This window comes from Plantibacter sp. LMC-P-059a, from assembly GCF_030209505.1.
GTDB lineage: Bacteria > Actinomycetota > Actinomycetes > Actinomycetales > Microbacteriaceae > Plantibacter.
Genome location: NZ_JARVRZ010000001.1, coordinates 617,108 through 637,861 on the forward strand (window position 1 = coordinate 617,108; position 20,754 = coordinate 637,861).

Below are 20,754 nucleotides of genomic sequence, written 5' to 3' on the forward strand. Positions count from 1 at the left end.
TTACGACGTGGGGCGCCGCTCCGAGCCCGGTACCGTCTTCGGCGGGCGTGCGGCCAGGGCCGCCTGGTAGAGGTCGCGCTTCGACAGGCCCGTGGCCTCGGCGACCTCGTTCGAGGCGTCCTTCAGGCGCATCCCTGCGGCCACGAGGGCGAGCACCTGCTCGAGCGCGGTGTCGGGATCGGCCTCGACGGCCTCGGCACCGGCGATGACGATGCAGATCTCGCCCTTCACCCCGCCCGAGGCCCAGACGGCGAGCTCCGCGGCCGTTCCGCGCTTGACCTCCTCGAACAGCTTCGTGAGCTCCCGGCAGACGGCGACCCGGCGGTCGCCACCGAGGACCGATGCGACGTCCTCGAGTGAGGAGGCCAGGCGGTTGGGCGATTCGAAGAACACCATCGTGCGCGGTTCCGTCGCGAGGGCGCGGAGGGCGCTCCGACGGTCGCCCGGCTTCCGCGGCAGGAAGCCCTCGAAGGTGAACCGGTCCGTCGCGAGCCCGGAGACGGCGAGCGCCGTGACGACCGCGGACGGACCGGGGATCGCCGTGACCTGGACGTCCGCCGTGGCGGCCGCGTCCACGAGGTGGAACCCGGGGTCTGACACGGTCGGCATGCCGGCGTCGCTCAGGACGAGCACGTCGGTCTCGCGGGCGAGTTCGACGATCTCGGCGGCGCGCTCACGTTCGTTGTGGTCGTGCATGGCGATGAGTCGGGGGCGAGACTCCACGCCGAGCGCCCGCAGGAGGTGGATCGCCGTCCGGGTGTCCTCGGCGACGATGACCTCCGCGGTGGCCAACGCCTCGCGGAGTCGGGGCGACGCGTCGCCGAGGTTGCCGATGGGGGTCGCGCCGAGGATGATCACCGGACCAGTCTCCCACCGGCCGGGTGGTTAGATGAGACGGTGTCGGTCGATCTCCTGGAACCCCCCGTGACGGGATCGCGCCTCGACCGTTGGTGGGAGCGGATGCTCCGCACCGAGCGCCGCCGGAAGCTGTGGATCTGGGGCGGCCCTGCAGCCGTCACCCTCCTCGCCTTCATCCTGCGGTTCTGGAACCTCGGCCACCCGCACTCGCTCGTCTTCGACGAGACGTTCTACGTGAAGGACTCCTGGTCGTTGTGGCTCAACGGGTACGAGAGCACCTGGCCGGACGGGGCGGACGAAGGCTTCGCCAACGGTGACGCGGGCGACCCGAGCACGAACCCGTCGTACGTCGTCCACCCGCCTCTCGGCAAGTGGCTGATCGCCCTCGGCATCGCCGTCTTCGGCATCGACGACAGCACGGGTTGGCGGATCTCCACCGTCATCGCCGGCACCCTGGCGGTGCTCCTCGTGACCCTGATCGCGAAGCGCCTGTTCACCTCGTCGATCCTCGCGGTCCTCGCCGGGTTCCTGTTCGCCATCGACGGGCACGCCATCGTCATGGCGCGGGTGTCACTGCTCGACAACTTCGTGATGCTGTTCGTGCTGGTCGGGTTCGGGGCGATCCTGCTCGACCGCTCCTGGCACGCGTCCCGGCTCGCCGCGAAGCTCGCGTCACTCCGTTCCGGTGGCGCGGAACCGGCCTGGGGCCCCGTGCTCTGGTGGCGTCCCTGGCTCCTCGCCGCCGGAGTCGCGTTCGGTGCGGCGACGGCGGTCAAGTGGAACGGCCTGTACTTCCTCGCCGCGTTCGGCCTGTACGTCATCGTCACCGACCTCCTGCTCCGCCGCCGCCTCGGGCTCGGCCTCTGGGCGAGCGCCGCGGTCCTCAAGCAGGGTCCCGTCTCCTTCCTGACGCTCGTCCCGGTCGCCGCGGTGGTGTACCTCGCGAGCTGGTCGGGATGGATCCTCACCTCGGGCGGCTACGACCGGCAGTGGGCGAACGCCGTCAGCAACGCGTGGACGGGCACCTTCGCCTGGGTCCCCCACTGGTTCCAGAGCCTCATCCACTACCACCAGAGCGCGTACGGCTTCCACGTCGGGTTGAGCACACCGCATCCGTACGCGGCGAACCCGCTCGGCTGGTTGCTCATGATCCGGCCGACCAGCATGTACTACCAGTCCCCCGCGATGGGGACCGACGGCTGCGCCTGGGACGCCTGCTCCTCGGCGATCACCTCGATCGGCAACCCGCTCATCTGGTGGGGTGCCGCCGTCGCCCTCGGGTACTGCGTCTACCGTCTGGTCCGCTACCGCGAATGGCAGGTGGGGCTCATCGTGCTCGGCGTCGCGGCCGGGTACCTCCCGTGGCTGCTGTACCTGAACCGCACGGTGTTCCAGTTCTACACGATCGTGTTCGAGCCGTATCTGATCCTCGCGCTCGTCTTCGCCGTCGGGAAGATCCTCGGGTCCAGGGACGATCCGGAGGAACGCCGGGTCGCCGGTGTCGGGGTGATCGGCGTGTTCGTGACGATCACCACGCTCCTGAGTGTCTTCTGGTACCCGATCTGGACCGCGATCACCGTCCCGTACTGGTTCTGGCACCTCCACGCCTGGTTGCCGTCGTGGGTCTGACGGGCGGTCGGTCGTGAAGGCCCTCCCCGGTGTGCTCGTCGCCGGTGGGGCGGCACTGCTCGCCCTCGGGCTGCACACCCTCGTGCCGGTCGTACCGCTCCTCACCGCGAGCGTCCTGCTCGGGATGGTCACAGGCCAGCTGCCGGTCTTCCAACGGCTCGCGGGCGGCGTGCTCAAGCCGGGACTCGGACTCAGCGCGAAGCGGTTCATGCGGATCGGCATCGTGCTGCTGGGGCTGAAGCTCAGCCTCGTCGACATCGCCGGACTCGGCTGGGTGACCCTGGCGACCACCGTCGCCATCGTCGTCATCACCTTCTTCACCACGCTCTGGCTCGGCAAGGCGATCGGTCTCACCGGCCCGGAGCCGTTGCTCATCGCGACCGGCTTCTCCATCTGCGGCGCCTCGGCGATCGGTGCGATGAGCGGGGTCGTGAAGGCGAAGGACGAGGAACAGGCCACCCCGATCGCGCTCGTCACCCTCTGCGGCACGCTCGCGATCTTCGTCCTCCCCGCGCTCCGCGGACCGCTCGGCCTGACCGACGAGCAGTTCGGCCACTGGGTGGGTGCAAGCGTGCACGACGTCGGCCAGGTGGTCGCGACCGCGCAGATCGCGGGGACGAGCGCGCTCGCCGTCGCGGTGGTCGTCAAGCTCACCCGCGTCGTGTTGCTCGCGCCCATGGTCGCCGCCGCCGCGACGATCGAACGCCGGCGACTCCAGACCGTGTCGGCCGGAGCCGGCGGCGGCGCTGACGGGACCGCCACCGCCCGCCCGCCGATCGTCCCGCTGTTCGTCGCCGGCTTCATCGCGGCCGTCCTCGTCCGCACGCTCCTGCCGGTGCCCGAGGTCGTGCTCGACATCGCGGACGCCGTGCAGACCGCGCTGCTCGCGATGGCGCTGTTCGCGCTCGGCGCGGCGATCCGGGTGCGCACGCTCATCACCACCGGGTGGCGCGCGCTCATCGTTGGCCTCGGATCCTGGCTCCTCATCGCCGTCCTGGCGCTCGGAGCGGTGCACCTGTCCTGACGCCCTGCGGCTCGCCGAGCTGCTCGGGCTAGTGCTCCCCGCCCACGAGCTTCAGGCCGATGACGCACCCGATGAGCCCGAGGATGAGCAGCACCTTGACGACGGACAGCTCCTCCCCGCCGAAGACCATGGCGTAGCCGACGGTGAGCGCGGCACCGATCCCGACCCACACGGCGTAGGCGGTGCCGACCTGGATGTCGCGCATGGCCCAGGCCAGGCCCGCCATGCTGAGGACGAGCGCCACACCGAAGGTGACGGTGGGCCAGAGCTTCGTGAAGCCCTCGGACTTGCCGAGCGCGGTGGCCCAGACGGCCTCCAGGACACCCGATGCGATAAGCACGATCCATGACATGACGATCACTCCTCAGTGGTCAGTCTTGTCGCGTTCCGGGTACTGCGCCCTCGTCCGGCAACCCCAGCGGGGCTGTGCCCGTCACGATACGCGTTCGGCCTGAGCAGGCGCTGGGCACGGTGGTGGACGGTCGGGCGCAATGCGTCCTTCTGTTGCAGCAGGGCCGAGCCGCGCGTGGTGCTCGGGTAGCGTGAACGCATGGCAGATCGTGAGTATGGCTTCCGCACGCGTGCGATCCACGCGGGCAACATCCCCGACCAGGTGACCGGCGCCCGCGCGCTGCCCATCTACCAGTCGAGCGCCTTCGTCTTCGACGACACCGCCGACGCCGCCGCACGCTTCGCCCTGCAGAAGTACGGCAACATCTACTCGCGTCTCGCGAACCCGACCGTCGCGAGCTTCGAGGAGCGCATCGCGAGCCTCGAAGGCGGTCTCGGCGCCGTCGCGACGGCCTCCGGTCTCGCCGCGCAGTACATCACCTTCGCCTCGCTCGCCGGACAGGGCGACCACATCGTCGCCTCGGCCAACCTCTACGGCGGGTCCATCACGCAGCTCGACGTCACCCTCCGGCGCTTCGGCATCGAGACGACGTTCGTGCAGTCCTCCGACGCGGCAGACTACGCCGCCGCCATCCAGGAGAACACGAAGCTCGTCTTCGCCGAGACGGTCGCGAACCCGTCCGGCGAGATCGCCGACATCGAGGGTTTGGCCGACGTCGCCCACGCCCACGGCATCCCGCTCATCATCGACTCCACCATCGCCACGCCCTACCTCAACCGTCCGATCGAGTGGGGTGCCGACATCGTCACGCACTCCGCGACCAAGTTCCTCGGCGGGCACGGCACGACCCTCGGTGGCGTCGTCGTCGAGAGCGGCCGGTTCGACTGGGACTCCGACAAGTTCCCGCTCTTCGGTCAGCCGGTGCCGAGTTACGGCGGGCTGCAGTGGTCGGGGAATTTCGGCGAGTACGCCTTCCTCACCCGCCTCCGCGCGGAGCAGCTGCGCGACATCGGCCCGGCGCTCGCGCCGCACTCGGCCTTCCTGCTCGCGCAGGGCGTCGAGACGCTGCCGTTCCGGATCCAGGCGCACGTCGACAACGCGCGGATCGTGGCCGAGTGGTTGGACGCCGACCCGCGCATCGCCGCCGTCAACTGGGCAGGACTCCCCGCCCACCCGCACCACGAGCGGGCGAACAAGTACCTGCCGAAGGGGCCTGGCTCCGTCTTCAGCTTCGAGGTGAAGGGTGGTCGCCAGGTCGGCCAGAAACTCATCGAGTCCGTCGACCTCGCCAGCCACCTGGCGAACATCGGCGACGCGAAGACCCTCATCATCCACCCGGCGTCGACCACGCACGCCCAGCTCTCCGACCAGCAGCTCGTCGATGCGGGCGTGCTGCCCGGCATCGTTCGACTGAGCGTCGGCATCGAGGACCCGGACGACATCATCTACGACCTCGACCAGGCCCTGGCGACCGCGGTGAAGGAGTAACGGGATGAGCACTTCGACAAGCTCAGTGACCGGGCAGGACGCAGCAGTGACCGGGCAGGACGAGACAGTGACCGATCAGGACGCGACGGAGACCGTCCGGCTCACCAACGGGCTCACCTGCTCGCTGCCGGCGAGCTCGCCCCTCGCCAAGCTCCTGCGGTCCCAGCGCACCTGGGTCGGTCCGGACGCCAAGGCCCGCCTCAAGCTGCTCCGTGAAGCGAAGTCCGTCGCGATCGTCGGCGCCTCCCCCAACCCCGCGCGCTCCTCGTACTTCGTGGGCACCTACCTGCAGCAGTCGAGCGACTTCCGGATCTACTTCGTCAACCCGAACGCGACCGAGATCCTCGGGCAGCCGGCGTACCCCGACCTCGCGTCGCTCCCCGAGGTCCCCGACATCGTCGACGTGTTCCGGAAGGCGAGCGACATCCCGCAGGTCATCGACGAGGTCGTCGCCGTCGGCGCCCCCACCGTCTGGGTCCAGCTCGGCATCTGGAACCAGGAGGCGGCCGAGTACGGCGAGTCGAAGGGCCTGAACGTCGTGATGGACCGCTGCATCAAGGTGGAACACGCCCGTTTCCACGGAGGCCTCCACCTGCTGGGCTTCGACACCGGCCAGATCACCGCCCGCAAGACCCTGCGGTAGCCATCCCACCCGCTGGGTATGCTCGACTGGCGCCCGCGTCCACGCCTCGAGTGACCGTGCTCGGTCCCGTCCGCGTCGAGGGTCGAGCCGGTGCACTGGTCGAACCGGGTGGACGTCGCGCCAAAGCCCTCGTCGCCGCACTCGCCCTCGCGGACGGACGGTCCGTGTCCGCCACGGCCCTCATCGATGCACTCTGGGACGACGCCCCGCCGGTCGGTGCGAAGGCGGCCCTGCAGACCCTCGTGTCACGGGTCCGAGCCGTCGCCGTGCCAGGACTCATCGAGTCGTCGGCCGCCGGCTACCGGCTCGCGGTAGGCGCGGACGACGTCGACCTCGGGGCCGCCACCATCCTCGCGGACGCCGCGTCGACGGCGGTGCGGGGCGGCGACCCGCGCGCTGCCGCGCAGCTCTCGCAGGAAGCCTTGCAGCTCTGGACCGGTGACCCAGGCGCCGAGCTCGACCCACCGCTCGCCGAGGAGCTCTCCGGCCGCGGGGCACGACTGCAGGACGAGCTGCGCCGGGTCAGGGCGCAGAGCAGGATCGATCTGGGTGAGGGTGTCTCCGTGATCAGCGACCTGGAGTCGCTCGCCGCAGCCGCACCGCTCGACGACGCGACGCACCTGATGCTCTTCAACGCCTACGCGCAGTGCGGCCGACGCGCCGACGCGATGCGCCTGTTCTCGGACCACCGGCGCCACCTGCGGGACGAGCTCGGGACGGATCCGACGAACGCCCTCGTCGCCGCCCACACCTCCCTGCTGCAGGAGGGCGCCGATCAGGCGGCGACGCAGGCCGACAGCGACGCCTCGACGTCACCGCCGCCGTCGGCGCATCGCACCGACCGCCTCGTCCTGGGGCTCCGCGCGCCGCCGAACGACCTCATCGGACGGGAGACGGACCTCGAGGCGATCCGGGAGCTGGTCGCCGAGGTGCGGATGACGACGATCCTCGGCCCGGGTGGCCTCGGAAAGACCCGCCTGGCCCAGGAGGTCGCCCGCCGCGCGTCGGTGTCCACACCGGGTGTCGTCTTCGTGGAGCTCGCGAGCATCCGGGATGCGGAGGATCTGCCACTCGCGGTGGCCACCGCCCTCGGCATCCGGGACGTCACCGGCTCCCGGCGCCTCGGCGAAGCCTTCGCCGCCCTCCCCGTGGACCTGCACGAGCGCATCGTCGCGCGGCTGTCCGAACGTCCCACGCTCCTCGTCATGGACAACTGCGAACACCTCGTCGACGCAGCGGCCCGGTGGATCGCCGACCTCCTCGATTGGACGACCGGACTCCGGGTCCTCGCGACCAGCCGCAGCCCGCTGTCGATCACGGCCGAGCACGTCTACCAACTCGAACCGCTCGGAGCAGGCCACGCCGACGGCGACGACCCGGATCAGGCCGGCCCGGCGGTGCGCCTGTTCGTCGAGCGAGCTCGCGCCGCGCGCCCAGGTGTCCACATCCCGCTCGAGACGGCAGCGCGACTGTGTGCCGCTCTGGACGGGCTCCCCCTGGCGATCGAGCTGGCGGCGGCACGGACCCGCTCCATGTCCGTGGAAGAGGTGGAACGGCGGCTCGGGAACCGCTTCGCGCTGCTGACCACCGGTTCCCGAAGCGCGCCCGAGCGCCACCAGACCCTGCAGGCGGTCATCGAGTGGAGCTGGAACCTCCTCGGCGAGCGTGAGCGGACGGTGCTGCGCCGCACAGCTCGATTCCCCGACGGCTTCGGCATCGACGCGGCCGGCGCCGTCGCTCCTGAGGTCGACGACGTCGCCGACGCCCTCGACGCGCTCGTCGGACAATCGCTCCTCACCGTCCGGGACGACCCGGCGACCGGATCGCTGCGGTTCCGGATGCTCGAGACGGTCCGCGAGTTCGGGATGATCGCGATGCAGGACGCCGGCGAGGAGGCGGAGGTCGTGGACGCCATGCGGCGGTGGGCGATCGCCCTCGCCGACGCGACGCAGCCGCGCATGCACGGGGCCGAGCAACTCGACGCCTTCGCGATCCTCGCCCTCGAACAGGACACCCTCGTGAGCATCCTGCGACAGGCCCTCGCCGACGACCGGGCAGAGGTCGTCGGCCCGCTGTTCGCCGCGCTCGCGGTGTTCTGGACCTTCCGGAGCGCGCATCAGGAGGTGCTCGTGTTCGGCGAGCCGGTCCTCGCCGTCCTGCGACGCCAGGACGCCGGCTCGGTGACCGGCGACGCACCGGCGGTCGCCTTCGCGATCATCGCGGTGACGTTCCTCGCCACGGACGTCCGGACGTCGGCCCGCGCGATCGGGGCGCTCCGCCGCGTCGAACGCGTGCACCTGACGGAGCACCCGCGGATGCGCGCGCTCGTCGGGCTCATGCTCGCCGCCGGACGCGCCGATCGGTCGGTGGACCTCATGCAGTCGTTCCGGACCTCGCCCGACCCTCGGGTCGCCAACGTCGGCAACCTCCTCGCGGCGCAGATGGCCGAGAACGAGGGCGATCCGGCGTCCGCCGAGGTGGCCGCGCTCCGAGCGAACGAACTCTCCGTGTCGATCGGCGACGTCTGGGGCGCCGCGATGAGCGCGCACATGCTGGCGCAGTTGCACAGCCAGAACGCCGAACCCGAGTCCGCCCTCCACTGGGCCGGGCTGGCCGCCACCGGCCTCGAGGCGATCGGCGCCGAGGCCGACCTCCGCCAGCTGGACTGGCTCATCGCCCTCGGCGACATCGGTCGCGGCGACTACGCGTCGGCGACCGCGGTCCTCGACCGCTTCCTCGCCGACGAGACGCCGGGCACGGGCTTCACGCCGATCCCCGAACGCGAGTCGATCGTCTGGGCGGGTCTCGCCGAGATCGCCCGCGCCCAGGGCGACAGCCGACGAGGCACGGAGCTCTACGGTCGCGCGCTCGGGGCCTTCAGCGGTGGTGAGTCCCGCCGCTCGCCGTGGTTCGCGCTGGTCGCCTCCGCCGCCCTGGCTGCGGCTGTGCTCGACGGCACCACCTCCACCGAGGTCCACGGGCGTCTGGCCCGCCGCATCCGGACCCGCACCGTCGCGCTCGGCCGTCTGCTGCCGGAACGGTTCGACCGCCCAGTCCTCGGCGCCACCGTCCTCGCCCTCGGCAGCTGGTACCGGCGTGCCGACGAGGGCGAGGTCCGGGTTATCGGCGCGGAGCTCGTCGCCCTCGCCGCCGGACTCGCGTCCCGGCAGGACATCCCGTCGCTCGTCCGCCGCCTGCACGAGCCGGATGACACCGCGCACCCGCGCACCGACGGCAACCCGGCCATCGTCGAACGCGTCGCGCACCTGACCGCGGACGAGAGCGCCGCCAGGGCCCTCGAGCTGCTGGGCAGCCGGGTCCTGGCGGCGCGCTGACCGTCCGTCGGAGCCGATCTCAGGCGCGGCGCATGTACGCCCGCACCGTCAGCGGCGCGAACACCGCGACGATGACCGCAGCACCGAGGAGCGCGAGCCAAGCGTCCGAGCCGAAGGTGCCGGTGTTCGCGAGGTCGCGGACGGCGGTGACGAGGTGCGACACCGGGTTCACGGCGACGAAGCCCTGGAGGAACGCCGGCATCGTGTCCGGGTTCACGAACGCGTTCGAGAGGAACGTGAGCGGGAACAGCACGAGGAAGGAGATGCCCTGCACGCTGCTCGCGCTCCGGGCGATGACGCCGAAGAACGCGAAGATCCAGCTGATGGCCCAGGCGCAGACGATGACGAGCAGACCGGCGACCACCACGAAGCCGAGGCCGCCCTCCGGTCGGTACCCCATGACGAACCCCATGGCGAAGGTGAGCGTGATCGCGATCGTGTACCGGACGGTGTCGGCGAGCAGGGCGCCCGCCAACGGCGCGATCCGCGCGATGGGCATCGACTTGAAGCGGTCGAACACGCCCTTGTCCATGTCCTCGCGCAGCTGGATGCCGGTCACGACCGAGGTCGTGATGACGGTCTGCACGAGGATGCCGGGGATGATGATCGGGAGGTAGCTCGCCACGTCGCCGGCGATCGCGCCGCCGAAGATGTAGGTGAACATCAGCGTGAAGATGATCGGCTGGACCGTCACGTCGATGAGCTGCTCGGGGGTGCGCTTGATCTTGAGCAGACCGCGGTAGGCCATGGTGAAGGAGTTGCGGACCGTCTGCGACAGGCTGACGTGGTTCCGGAGGGACCGGTCCGTGCCGGGGGTGATGGTGATCGTGCTCATGCGTGGACCTGCTCTGCGGTGTCGAAGGAATCGGTATCGGACGTGGCGCCGGCGTCGCCGGTCTCGACGCCGTGTCCGGTGAGGGTGAGGAAGACCTCGTCGAGCGTCGGCTTCTGGACACTCATCTCCGCGAGCCGGATCCCGGCTTCACGGAGCGTGATGAAGAGGTCGGTGACGGCGTCGGGGTCGCGCATGGGCGCCGTGATGCGGGTCGCCTCGGGCGAGACGACGGTCTCCACCCGGAGCACCTCGGTGATGACACGCCGGGCGTCCTCGAGGTCCGCCGGATCCGCCAATCGCAGTTGCAGCGACGACTCCCCCACGGATGCCTTCAGTTCGTCGGACGTCCCTTCGGCCACGACGAGGCCCCGGTCGATGACGGCGATGCGATCGGCCAACTGATCGGCCTCGTCGAGGTACTGGGTCGTGAGCAGCACCGTCGACCCGGTCGCCACGAGGCGTCGGATGGTGTCCCACATCTGCGCCCTCGTCCGCGGGTCGAGGCCGGTGGTCGGTTCGTCGAGGAAGATGAGCGGCGGCTGCGCGATGAGGCTCGCGGCGAGGTCGAGCCGACGCCGCATGCCGCCGGAGAACTTCTTCAGCGGGCGAGCCGCCGCTTCGCTCAGCCCGAACTCCTCGAGGAGTTCCGCGCTCTTGCGCCTGGCCTCGGCACGCCCGAGGCCGAGGAGCCGCGAGAAGATGACGAGGTTCTCGGTGGCGGAGAGGTTCTCGTCCACCGAGGCGAACTGCGCGGTCACGCCGATGAGCTGGCGGACCACCTGCGATTCGCGCTGGATGTCGTGGCCGAAGACGGTCGCGCTGCCCGCGTCGGGACGCAGGAGGGTCGCGAGCATGCTGATGGTGGTGGTCTTCCCGGCGCCGTTCGGGCCGAGGACGCCGTAGACGGTGCCGGTCCGGACGGAGAGGTCGACGCCGTCGACCGCTCGGTTGTCGCCGAAGGTCTTCACGAGGCCGTGGGCCTCGATCGCCCAGTCGGAGCGGATGCTCATGCGGATGCCTTTCGATTCGTGGTGGACCGCCGGTGGGCGACCCGGACACGAGTGTGCTCGTCGGCACTCACCGATCGCTCACGTGGCGCTGACGGCCGCTGTTCGTCGCTGACAGAGCCGACAGCGATCGCCGCAGTCGATCGCGCCTAGAGTGGAGGGAGCCAGTCGTACCGAAGGAGGTCGTCCAGTGACGGCATACGTGTCCGCATTCGACCTCTTCTCCATCGGCATCGGCCCCTCCAGTTCGCACACCGTCGGCCCCATGCGCGCCGCGCTCGCGTTCGTCGAGGGTCTCGAGCGCGACGGGCTGCTCGGGCGGGTCGACCGCGTCACGTGCTCGCTCTTCGGCTCCCTCGGCTCGACCGGTATCGGCCACGGCACACCGGACGCCGTCGTCGCCGGACTCCGCGGCCTCACTCCCGAGGGATGCGATCCGGCCGAGGTCCGTCGCGCCTGGAGCGACCACCCCGACGGCGGAACCCTCCTCCTCGCCGGGGTCAGGCCCGTCGACTTCTCCCGGGACGACGTCTCCTTCGTCCCGAGGACGCGCCTCCCCGGCCACCCGAACGCCCTGACCCTGTCCGCCTGGGACCGTTCGAGCGAGGTACCGGTCCGCTCGGAGACCTACTACTCGGTGGGCGGCGGTTTCATCAGGCGCGACGGCGACGACCCGGCGTCCGCGCTCCCCCAGCACCCCGTCCCCATGCCGTTCCGGACCGCCGAGTCGCTGATCGACATCTGCGATCAGAGCGGACTGCCGATCGACGCGATCGCCAGGCGGAACGAGGAGGCCATGCGCACCCCGGAAGCGGTCGACGCCGGCCTCGACGCCATCTGGGCGGCCATGCACGAGTGCGTCACGGCCGGACTCGCGGACACGGGCACGCTGCCCGGTGGCCTCGGTGTCAAGCGTCGCGCCCGCGCCGTCCGCGAGCGACTCGACGTGGCCGAGGCGGAGAGCGGCCGAGAGCTGCCGACGGAGTGGCTCCACGCCTTCGCGCTCGCCGTCAACGAACAGAACGCCTCAGGCGGGCGGGTGGTGACGGCGCCGACGAACGGGGCGGCCGGCATCATCCCGGCGGTCGGCAGCTACTACCTGCGGTTCGTCCCCGGGGCGTCGCTCGACGGCATCCGCCGGTACCTACTCACGGCGACCGCGATCGGGTCGCTGTTCAAAGCGAACGCCTCCATCTCCGGTGCGGAGGGCGGGTGCCAGGCGGAGGTCGGATCCGCGTGCGCGATGGCGGCCGGCGCCCTGTGCGCCGTGCTCGGCGGCACCCCACGCCAGGTCGAGAACGCCGCGGAGATCGCGATGGAGCACCACCTCGGTCTCACCTGCGACCCGGTCGGCGGACTCGTCCAGGTGCCGTGCATCGAGCGGAACGCGATCGCCTCGTCGACGGCGGTCAGTGCGGCCAGGCTGTCGCTGCACGGCGATGGGACGCACCTCGTCTCCCTCGACACCGTGATCGAGACGATGCGCCAGACCGGTGTCGACATGTCGACGAAGTACAAGGAGACCAGCGAAGGCGGCCTCGCGGTCAACGTCATCGAGTGCTGAGCCGCGCCGCCCGGCTCGGCCGAGTCTGCGCGCCTCAGCGTCGTCCGGCGGGCGACCCGATCACCGTGGGTCGAGTGCTGCCACGTCGGTCACGGGTAGGCGGCACACGAAGTCGTGACAGAGGTAGGCGGTCGGCAGGCCGTCCCGGCTCGTCCGCTCGGCGAAGAGGCCGAAGCCCGCAGCAGCCCAGGCGGCGGCCTCCTGGTCTGTGACCACCGTCACCACCGCGTCGCGTCGCGTCCTGACGGCGTCGCGCATCGCCCGAGCGGCCGTGACCCGGTCCTCGCTCTCGTCGGCGCGGACGTGATCCGGTGCGACGACGACGAGTTGCGAGGCCGGTTCCGCGAGCGATGCGGCCAGTCCGAGGCTCGCGCCGAACGCGGTCGGTACGCGCAGCGCCGCCGACGCGGCGAACCGCACGGCGCCCTCGGCGGCCGCACGGAAGCGCCCGTCCGCTGAGAGCTGGTACAGCAGAAGCGACGCCTGGCCGAGCGCGGAGATCCCCGACGGGTAGGCGCCCTCCGACGGGTCGCCGTCCACGCGGGTGCCGTGAGCGGCCAGCACCGGGTCTCCACCGCCCGGCAGGACGAACCCGGCCACAGCGGTCGGCGCACCGGCCCCTGACGCCTCGGCCCCGGAACCCTCGGGGAGGCATCGTTCGACGAGGTCCCTGGCGAGCTCCGCGTAGCGCACCTGACCGGTTGCGAGGCCGAGACGCACCAATCCTGCGGCGAGCATCCCGTAGTCCTCGAGGGCCGCCGCCGCTCCCGAACGCTGCTCGTCGAGCGAGGCGCGGGCGAGGGTGCCGTCGGGCAGCAGATGGTTCTCGACGACCGCGTCGGCCGCCCACCGGGCGGCCTCGAGCCACTCGGGGCGATCGAGGACCGTCGACGCCTCGGCCAACGCCCCGATGGCGAGTCCGTTCCACCCCGACAGCACCTTGCGGTCGACCGCGGGCGGAGCGAGCGTCCCTCGGCCGTGCACGTCGCGACGGTAGTAGCCGCCCTCCGACCGGACGCCGTCGACGACGCTCTCCGAGTCCTGGGCGGACCCGAAGCCGCCGCTCGGCTGCTGGAGGGTGTCGATGAGGAAGCCGGCGATCCCGGTCGCGACGGTGGCGGCCCACGGGCTCGGACGCTCCGCCCAGGCCCGCGCGTAGGCGGTGAGCAGGAGGGCGTTGTCCGTCAGCATGCGTTCGTAGTGCGGCTCGGTCCAGTCGCGGTTGACCGCGTACCGGAAGAACCCGCCTTCGACGGGGTCGCGGAGCGCCGACGCCCCCATCGTCCGGAGCGTGCGCTGCGCGAGGTCGACACCACGGCGAGCAGCCTCCCCCTCGCGCGGTGTGAGCAGGAAGTCGAACACCGGCGCCATCGGGAACTTCGGCGCGGTGCCGAATCCTCCCGACTCGGGGTCCTCGAGGCCCTCGATGATCTCGACCGCGGCATCGAGGTCGGCAGATGCCGGCACGGACGCGTCCTCGGGGGCGGTCATCGCCTCGGCGATCGCGCGCGCGAGGCCGTCAGCGCTGGCGACGACGTCCTCTCGGCGTTCCGTCCACGCCACCCGGACCGCCTCGAGCACCTGCGGGAACGACGGGTGACCCCGGAGCGGCACCGGCGGCGAATAGGTGCCAGCGTGGAACACGTGCCCGCGAGGGGTCACGAAGACGTTCAACGGCCAGCCGAGCTCCCGGGTGAATGCCCCCGCCGCAGCGAGGTAGCTCGCGTCGACGTCGGGATGCTCCTCCCGATCGACCTTGACGGCCACGAAGTCGCGGCGGAGCAGCTCCGCGATGCGCTCGTCCGCGAACGACTCCCTCGCCATGACGTGGCACCAGTGACAGGTCGAGTAGCCGATCGACACGAGCAGGGGGACGTCACGACGGGCGGCCTCCTCGAAGGCCTCGGGCCCCCAGGGGTACCAGTCGACCGGCTGCTCGGCGTGGGAGCGGAGGTAGGGGCTCATCGCCCCGGCGAGCCGGTTCGTCATGACGGGTCCGTCGCCCCGGACCTAGAGACCGAGTGGCAGCTGCTCGCCCGCCGTGATGCGGGAGCGGAGCCGGTTGTTCGGGGCGGGCAGCGGGCACACGTAGTGGTCGCTGAACGCGCACGGCGGCAGGTAGGCGCGGTTGAAGTCCACGAGGACGTGTCCGTCGGCGGTGGGCGCCGGCATGCTGATGAACCGGAACCGGTAGGTCTCGTCGCCGCTCGTGCCGTCGGAGAACACGGCCCAGAGCCCGTTCGGGCCACCCGTGACGGTCAGGGACACGGCTTCATCGCCGAGGGTGAACTCGACCCGGCCCACCGGCGTCTCGGTCGTGACGTGGCCGTCGATCGACTCGGTCTCCACCGTCACCCCCGGCGACGGCACGAATCGGGCGGGCCTGATCCACGAGACGTCCGGCGCGAAGGCACTGATTCCGGACAGCGAGGTGCGCGTCGGAGCCTCGGGATCGAGGACCCTGAGCGCGTATGCGCCGTCGCGCTCCATGCCGCGGAGGAGAGCGTCGCCGAAGTGCAGTTCCTCACCGTGGACGAGCTCGACGCGGTCGGTCATGATCTGCGCACCGCTCGGTGTCGTGAGGCCCGTGCCGGTGAGCCGTTCGCCCACGATGCCGGTGTCGTCGGCACGCCAGGTGCCCGGAGCGCCCTCCAGAGGCGTCGCCTCCTCGGTCAGCCAGTGCGTGAAGCGCAGTGCGGCGATCCCATGCGGCGCGCGCACCGAACGCTCGCGGGCGGTGTGCCAGGCGGTCCAGGACGCGATGAACTCGGCGGGGGTCTCGGAACTCATACCCCGACGGTACCAACTCCGGGCGTCCCACAGAGCCCCTGGACATCCCGTCTGGTCCGGATGCGCTCACCGCGAACAGCGCGATGGCGCCGCCCGGCGGACCGGGCGACGCCATCGAGGTGGTGCCGTACTAGTTGAAGAGCTTCTTGTCCTTGAGCCAGTCGGCCGCGAGGGTCTTCGGTGCCGCCTTCTCGTCGCCCTGGTTGCGGGCGTTGAGCTCGATGAGGTCTTCGGTGGTGAGCTCCGCCGACACGGCGTTGAGCACCTCCTTGACCTTGTCGCTGGCCTTGTCCGAGTTGATCAGCGGGAGGACGTTCTGCGGGAGGATCAGGTTCTCCGGGTCCTCCAGCGTGACGAAGTCGTTCGCGGCGATCGACGGGGTGGTCGTGTAGATGTCGGCCATCTGGACCGTGCCGTCGAGCAGGGCCGCGGTGGTCTGCGCGCCGCCGCCGTCGCTGATCGGCACGAAGGTGAGCTTGTCGGCCGGGACACCGTAGACCTCGGTCAGGCCCTTCGGTCCGTACGGGCGCTCAGCGAGCTCAGGAGCCCCACCGATGGCCAGCGGGACGGTGAGGGACGCGAGGTCGGCGAGGCTCGTGACGTTGTTCGCCTCGCTGAACTCCTTGGTGACGTTGTAGGAGTCCTTGTCCTCGGCCTTCGACTGGTCGAGCACCTCGTAGCCCTTGGGAGTCGCCTCCTGGAGCGCCGAGTAGACCTCGTCGCTCGACTTGGCCGTAGCCGAGTCGTCGAAGAACTGCAGCAGGTTGCCGCTGTAGTCGGGGACGAGGTCGATGGACCCGTCCTCGAGGGCGGCGATGTAGACGTCGCGGGCGCCGATGTTGAGCGACTCGGCGGTCTTGATGTCGTTCGCTTCGAGCGCCTGGATGTAGATCTGCGCGATGATCTCGGACTCGGGGAACCCGGCGGAACCGACGGTGATGGTGTCGGACGCGGCGGTCTCGCCGGCGGTCGGGTCGCCTGCGGAGCAGGCGCTGAGGGCGAGTGCCGCTGCGGCGGTCGCCGCGATGCCGACGGCGAGGCGTCGACCCTGTCGAATGGTGAACATGAGGTTTCCTATCTGTGATGGACGAGAACGGTGGTGCCGTTGTGCGGGATGGTGCCTCGGGCGATGCTGGCGCCCGAGAGGGTTCGGAGTGCTACTCGGTTCGGTGGGCTGCGGTCTGCATCTTCGTCTCCGCCACGGCGAGCGCGGGGTCCGGTGACGTCGACCGGTCGTCGACCCCACCGCCGTGCGCGCGGGTCTCGTCGACGCGGGCGTGGGTCGCCTGGACGCCGCGCGGCACGACCGCCCGCTGGATGAGCGAGAACACGCCCTCCAGCAGCAGGGCGAGCACGATGATGATGATCGACCCGGCGAGCATCTGCGCGTAGTCGCGCACCGGCAGGCCGTCGAGGATGTAGCGACCGAGCCCGGGGCCGTTGGTCAGGAAGGCCACGACCGTCGCGGTCGCGATCGTCTGGAGCACGGCCGAGCGGACGCCACCGATCATGAGCGGCAGAGCCAGCGGGATCTCCACCTTGCCGAGGATCTGCCACTCGTTCATGCCGACGGCACGAGCGGCGTCGACGGTCTGGCGGTCGATCGCCTCGACTCCGCCGTAGGCGCCGGCGAGAACCGGCGGGACGGCCAGCACGACGAGGGCCGTGATCGCGGGGACGAGGCTCGTGCTCGAGAAGCCCCAGCCGAGCGTGATGAGTGCGAGGAGCGAGAGCAGGCCGAGCGTCGGGAGCGCGCGGAGCGACCCGGTGATGACGACCGCCAGCTCACGCCCCTTGCCCGTGTGCCCGATGAGCAGCCCGAGCGGGATCGCGATGAGGCAGGCGATCAGGACGGTGAGGCCGGTCACGCCGAGGTGCTGCAGCACCCTGACGGGGATGCCACCAGGACCCTCCCAGTGCTCCGGGTCGAATATCCACGCGAACGCGGCGAGGAAGTTGATCATGCGACTCCTCCCCCGGTGGTCGCCAACTCGCGGGCCTCGGTGGCGGCGCGGCGTCGACGGATCGCCCCCTTCGAGCTGATGCGCGTCCAGGGCATGAGCAGGCGCCCCAGGAGGACGAGCAGGACGTCGAACACGATCGCGATGACGACCGTCCCGACGATACCGGTGAGGATCTCGATCGGGAACTGGCGGTTGTAGCCGTCGGTGAAGAGGTAGCCGAGGTTCGTGACCCCGATGAGGGCACCGACGCTCAACAGGCTGATGGTGCTGGCCGAGACCACCCGGATGCCCGCCAGCATGAGCGGACCGGCGAGCGGGAACTCGACCCGCCAGAACCGTTGGCCGGTCGAGAACCCGACGGCCTGCGCCGACTGCCGTACGCCGGCGTCGACCGCGTCGAGCGCGTCGGCGATCGTCCGCACGAGGAGTGCCACCGCGTAGATGGTGAGCGCGATGACGACGTTGGCCGGGTCGAGGATCTTCGTCCCGATCAGGGAGGGCATGAGGACGAACAGCGGCAGCGACGGGATCGCATAGAGGATGCCGCTCACGGTGAGCAGGACCCCGCGCGACCACCGGTACCGGTGGGCGAGCCAGCCGAGCGGTAGCGAGATGAGGAACCCGAGGATGATCGGCGGGAGGCTCAACTGCACATGGGTGAGCACGAGCTCCCAGATCATGCTCCAGTTCGCGATGACCCAGTTCATCTGGATGCGCCGCCCTCGGCCGATTCCCTGGCCTGTGGCTCACCGGGATCGCGACGGTCTCCGAGGACGCCCGCCGGGCGCCCCGACTCGTCGACGACGACGTCCCGTCCGCCCACCCGCTCGACGTGCAGGGTGCGCTGGCCGCGGTCGGCACCGATGAACTGGGCGACGAAGTCATTCGCCGGCTCCGCGACGATCTCCGCCGGTGAGCCCACCTGGGCGATGTGGCCACCCTTCTGCAGGATGACGACCTGATCGCCGAGGAGGAACGCCTCGTCGATGTCGTGGGTCACGAACACGATCGTCTTGGCGATGTCGCGCTGCAGGCGGAGCAGCTCCCGCTGGAGTTCGGCCCGCACGAGCGGGTCGACGGCGCCGAACGGCTCGTCCATCAGGAGGATGTTCGGGTCGATCGCCAGGCCTCGGGCGACCCCGACGCGCTGCTGCTGCCCGCCGGACAGCTGGCTCGGGTAGCGGTCGGCCAGCGAGCGGTCGAGGCCGACGGTGTCGAGCAGCGTGAGGGCGTCCGCCCGCGCCTGCTTCTTCGGGACGCCGGTGAGGAGCGGGACGGTGGCCACGTTGTCGATGACCGTCCGGTGCGGGAGCAGGCCGGAGTTCTGCATGACGTACCCGATGCGGCGCCGCAGGCGGACGGGGTCGACGGCCGAGACGACCTCGTCGTCGATGACGATGCGGCCCTCGCTCGGATCGACCATGCGGTTGATCATCCGCAACAGGGTGGTCTTGCCGCAGCCGGAGGAGCCGACGAAGACCGTGGTGGACCGCGACGGGATCGTGAGGGAGAAGTCGTCGACCGCGAGCGTGCCGTCGTCGAAGCGCTTGCTGACGTGTTCGAAGGAGATCATGCTGGACCGATGCCTCTTCTCTGCACGACGGGCGTGGCAGCTCTCGTCCGACGAGGCTGCGCCGCCGAGGTCGGTGGCTCGCTGGACGTCTCGCCGTCGGTGCATCCGAACCTACCGGAGGCCACTGACATCGCTCACCCCCTCGACACATGTCGAAATACATGGCATGCGGCGGCGCGGGGGTACCGGCCGGCCGCCGTCCCTCAGGATCGGTCGACGCCCAGGGCGGTGAGCGCTGCCGTGACGAGCTGCTGACCGAGCAGCTCCTGCTCGATCGCCGACCGGAGGCCGGCATGGGCGACCGAGAACCCGACCGACCATTCGTCGTGCTCCGCCGGACCGAGCGCGTCAGCTGCGACGACCGCCTCGAGCGCCAGCACGTCCGCGAGGAGGGCGGTCGAGCGTTCCAGGAGTCGCAGGGAGGTCCCGGCGAAGGAGGCCGGGTCGTCCGCGGCCTCGTCGGACGGGCCGGCGGCGACCGGGGTTGCGAGCACGCGGAGCTCGGCGACGAGGTCCGCGGCCGACTGACCGAGCAGGACGGGGACGAACGCGGATCCGGTCCCCCGGCGGTCGGCCCCGCCTCCGTCGACACGTCCGAGCCGTCGCTCGGCGGCAGCGGCGGTGTGCGCGATCGCCGCGCGGAGCCCGTCGAAAGCGCGGGCGAGCGCCGCTCCATGCAGCAGTCCGCCGGTCCGCAGGACACCCGACGCCTGATCGACGAGTGGATCCTCCGAGGCTGTGCCGAGCGTCGATTCGACGAGCAGGACGGCCGCGGTGACCTCGTCGGCGAGGGCACCGTTGATCTGCGGGGTCGCGCGGAGCCGCAATCCGTCCGGGTCCCGCTCATCGCGCGCACCCTCCGGGCGGACCGGCGTCGCCAACAGCTCGGTGATCCGTTCCGCGCTCGCCCGGGTGCCCGCCGACGGGCTGCCGGCGAGGACCGTCGCGTCGAACGCCGGTCCTCGCCCGCGCGGCCCGGACCCCGCACCGGCCCGTGACGAGAGAGCGCTCGTGGTGTCCGCCAGCCGACTGAGCGCGCCGAGCCGGTGGAGTGCGAGCGCGCCGACGCCGAGGGAGTAGGCGTTGTGGTGGACGAACGCCAGCCCCTCGTGCGCAGCGAGGTCGAGCGGTGCGAGCCCGACCCGCGACAGGGCGACCCGGGTCGGGAGCCGCTCGCCCGCGAGGACCGCCTCCCCCTGTCCGAGCACGAGCGTCGCGACGGACGCCAGGTGGGTCTGGTCGCCGTCGCCGAGGGACCCGACGGAGGGGATCACCGGGGTCACTCCCCGGTTGAGGAGCTCGGCCACGAACACGGCGGTCTCGAGGCGGATCCCGGATGCGCCACGGGTCCATCCGGCGAGCCGGGCGGCGATCACCGCTCGAGCGCGGTCCACCGAGAGCGGGAGACCGATGCCACCACGCCGATCGTGGACGACGCGCTCCTCCACCGCCGACGGGTCGAGCGTCGCCGTGCGCGGAGCCGCTCGTCCCCGGACCGGGCCCAGGGACCGTGGACCCGGCGCATCGACTCCGACCGCCGTCGTCTGCCGGTCGACGATGGCCCGGCCCGCACCGATGCGGTCGAGCGCCGCCGTGTCGAGGACCACGATCGCGTCGTCGCGGGACACGGCCACGAGGTCGTCGACCGAGATCGGACCGGTCCCGAACACCACGGGCGCTCCCATCAGCGCA

Annotated in this window: 17 protein-coding genes and 1 riboswitch; of the genes, 6 read left to right on the forward strand and 11 right to left on the reverse strand. The window is 71.0% G+C overall.

Translation table 11 applies throughout. The annotated features are described in order from the left end of the window. Nucleotides 1–858 (reverse strand): 16S rRNA (cytidine(1402)-2'-O)-methyltransferase, encoded by an 858-nt coding sequence (gene rsmI, locus QRN27_RS02915; protein ID WP_285040654.1) that lies wholly within the window; start codon nt 856–858, stop codon nt 1–3. Between the two features lie 66 nt (nt 859–924). Here rsmI and QRN27_RS02920 point away from each other — a divergent pair, with 66 nt between their 5' ends. Both QRN27_RS02920 and QRN27_RS02925 read left to right on the forward strand, forming a co-directional pair. Beyond that, nucleotides 925–2,487, forward strand: coding sequence for a dolichyl-phosphate-mannose--protein mannosyltransferase (locus QRN27_RS02920; RefSeq protein WP_285040655.1), 1,563 nt, complete (start codon nt 925–927; stop codon nt 2,485–2,487). A 13-nt stretch (nt 2,488–2,500) separates the two neighbouring features. Next, nucleotides 2,501–3,511, forward strand: coding sequence for a YeiH family protein (locus QRN27_RS02925; RefSeq protein WP_285040656.1), 1,011 nt, complete (start codon nt 2,501–2,503; stop codon nt 3,509–3,511). A 28-nt stretch (nt 3,512–3,539) separates the two neighbouring features. On the opposite strand, the gene QRN27_RS02930 is transcribed toward QRN27_RS02925, so the two are convergent. Next, entirely contained in the window at nt 3,540–3,863 is a 324-nt protein-coding gene (locus QRN27_RS02930; RefSeq protein ID WP_056011390.1) for a DMT family transporter, read from the reverse strand. Between the two features lie 14 nt (nt 3,864–3,877). Beyond that, a riboswitch (guanidine-III (ykkC-III) riboswitch) is annotated at nt 3,878–3,941 on the reverse strand. A 120-nt stretch (nt 3,942–4,061) separates the two neighbouring features. Between QRN27_RS02930 and QRN27_RS02935 the strand changes: the two genes are divergently transcribed. The 3 genes from QRN27_RS02935 to QRN27_RS02945 all read left to right on the forward strand — a co-directional run bounded on the left by QRN27_RS02935 (nt 4,062) and on the right by QRN27_RS02945 (nt 9,329). After that, on the forward strand, nt 4,062–5,351 hold the full coding sequence (locus tag QRN27_RS02935; protein WP_285040657.1) for an O-acetylhomoserine aminocarboxypropyltransferase/cysteine synthase family protein: 1,290 nt from the start codon (nt 4,062–4,064) through the stop codon (nt 5,349–5,351). Nucleotides 5,352–5,475: 124 nt separating this feature from the next. Next, entirely contained in the window at nt 5,476–5,994 is a 519-nt protein-coding gene (locus QRN27_RS02940) for a CoA-binding protein (RefSeq protein ID WP_056011393.1), read from the forward strand. A gap of 56 nt (nt 5,995–6,050) precedes the next feature. Next, nucleotides 6,051–9,329 carry an ATP-binding protein gene (locus QRN27_RS02945; protein WP_285040658.1) on the forward strand — a complete coding sequence of 1,093 codons (3,279 nt, stop codon included), beginning with the start codon at nt 6,051–6,053 and terminating at the stop codon, nt 9,327–9,329. Between the two features lie 19 nt (nt 9,330–9,348). Here QRN27_RS02945 and QRN27_RS02950 read toward each other — a convergent pair whose 3' ends face one another. Both QRN27_RS02950 and QRN27_RS02955 read right to left on the reverse strand, forming a co-directional pair. Beyond that, complete coding sequence (locus tag QRN27_RS02950; protein ID WP_285040659.1) at nt 9,349–10,164, reverse strand: ABC transporter permease; 816 nt, start codon at nt 10,162–10,164, stop codon at nt 9,349–9,351. Next, nucleotides 10,161–11,174 (reverse strand): ATP-binding cassette domain-containing protein, encoded by a 1,014-nt coding sequence (locus QRN27_RS02955; protein WP_285040660.1) that lies wholly within the window; start codon nt 11,172–11,174, stop codon nt 10,161–10,163. Before QRN27_RS02955 ends, QRN27_RS02950 begins: the two co-directional genes overlap by 4 nt. A gap of 187 nt (nt 11,175–11,361) precedes the next feature. Here QRN27_RS02955 and QRN27_RS02960 point away from each other — a divergent pair, with 187 nt between their 5' ends. Then, nucleotides 11,362–12,735, forward strand: coding sequence for an L-serine ammonia-lyase (locus QRN27_RS02960; protein ID WP_285040661.1), 1,374 nt, complete (start codon nt 11,362–11,364; stop codon nt 12,733–12,735). 60 nt (nt 12,736–12,795) lie between these two features. Here QRN27_RS02960 and QRN27_RS02965 read toward each other — a convergent pair whose 3' ends face one another. The 7 genes from QRN27_RS02965 to QRN27_RS02995 all read right to left on the reverse strand — a co-directional run bounded on the left by QRN27_RS02965 (nt 12,796) and on the right by QRN27_RS02995 (nt 20,747). After that, nucleotides 12,796–14,724 (reverse strand): thioredoxin domain-containing protein, encoded by a 1,929-nt coding sequence (locus tag QRN27_RS02965; protein WP_285040662.1) that lies wholly within the window; start codon nt 14,722–14,724, stop codon nt 12,796–12,798. Between the two features lie 21 nt (nt 14,725–14,745). Next, nucleotides 14,746–15,525 carry a DUF1684 domain-containing protein gene (locus tag QRN27_RS02970; RefSeq protein WP_285040663.1) on the reverse strand — a complete coding sequence of 260 codons (780 nt, stop codon included), beginning with the start codon at nt 15,523–15,525 and terminating at the stop codon, nt 14,746–14,748. A gap of 130 nt (nt 15,526–15,655) precedes the next feature. Next, nucleotides 15,656–16,591 (reverse strand): ABC transporter substrate-binding protein, encoded by a 936-nt coding sequence (locus tag QRN27_RS02975; protein ID WP_056007572.1) that lies wholly within the window; start codon nt 16,589–16,591, stop codon nt 15,656–15,658. 91 nt (nt 16,592–16,682) lie between these two features. After that, complete coding sequence (locus QRN27_RS02980) at nt 16,683–17,489, reverse strand: ABC transporter permease (RefSeq protein ID WP_285040664.1); 807 nt, start codon at nt 17,487–17,489, stop codon at nt 16,683–16,685. Then, nucleotides 17,486–18,196, reverse strand: a complete 711-nt coding sequence (locus tag QRN27_RS02985) for an ABC transporter permease (RefSeq protein WP_285040665.1) — start codon at nt 18,194–18,196, stop codon at nt 17,486–17,488. The genes QRN27_RS02980 and QRN27_RS02985 overlap by 4 nt, the downstream gene beginning before the upstream one ends. Beyond that, the gene (locus tag QRN27_RS02990) at nt 18,193–19,062 is read right to left on the reverse strand and encodes an ABC transporter ATP-binding protein (RefSeq protein WP_285040666.1); all 870 of its coding nucleotides are present in this window, start codon (nt 19,060–19,062) and stop codon (nt 18,193–18,195) included. Before QRN27_RS02990 ends, QRN27_RS02985 begins: the two co-directional genes overlap by 4 nt. A 203-nt stretch (nt 19,063–19,265) precedes the next feature. Beyond that, nucleotides 19,266–20,747, reverse strand: a complete 1,482-nt coding sequence (locus QRN27_RS02995) for an aromatic amino acid lyase (protein WP_285040667.1) — start codon at nt 20,745–20,747, stop codon at nt 19,266–19,268. Nucleotides 20,748–20,754 lie beyond the last annotated feature (7 nt).

Bases quoted from the DNA above. Each gene is read 5' to 3' on its own strand.
- QRN27_RS02930 (WP_056011390.1), bottom strand. From the start codon at position 3,863: ATGTCATGGATCGTGCTTATCGCATCGGGTGTCCTGGAGGCCGTCTGG.
- QRN27_RS02935 (WP_285040657.1), top strand. From the start codon at position 4,062: ATGGCAGATCGTGAGTATGGCTTCCGCACGCGTGCGATCCACGCGGGC.
- QRN27_RS02950 (WP_285040659.1), bottom strand. From the start codon at position 10,164: ATGAGCACGATCACCATCACCCCCGGCACGGACCGGTCCCTCCGGAAC.
- QRN27_RS02955 (WP_285040660.1), bottom strand. From the start codon at position 11,174: ATGAGCATCCGCTCCGACTGGGCGATCGAGGCCCACGGCCTCGTGAAG.
- QRN27_RS02965 (WP_285040662.1), bottom strand. From the start codon at position 14,724: ATGACGAACCGGCTCGCCGGGGCGATGAGCCCCTACCTCCGCTCCCAC.
- QRN27_RS02970 (WP_285040663.1), bottom strand. From the start codon at position 15,525: ATGAGTTCCGAGACCCCCGCCGAGTTCATCGCGTCCTGGACCGCCTGG.
- QRN27_RS02975 (WP_056007572.1), bottom strand. From the start codon at position 16,591: ATGTTCACCATTCGACAGGGTCGACGCCTCGCCGTCGGCATCGCGGCG.
- QRN27_RS02980 (WP_285040664.1), bottom strand. From the start codon at position 17,489: ATGATCAACTTCCTCGCCGCGTTCGCGTGGATATTCGACCCGGAGCAC.
- QRN27_RS02985 (WP_285040665.1), bottom strand. From the start codon at position 18,196: ATGAACTGGGTCATCGCGAACTGGAGCATGATCTGGGAGCTCGTGCTC.
- QRN27_RS02990 (WP_285040666.1), bottom strand. From the start codon at position 19,062: ATGATCTCCTTCGAACACGTCAGCAAGCGCTTCGACGACGGCACGCTC.
- QRN27_RS02995 (WP_285040667.1), bottom strand. From the start codon at position 20,747: ATGGGAGCGCCCGTGGTGTTCGGGACCGGTCCGATCTCGGTCGACGAC.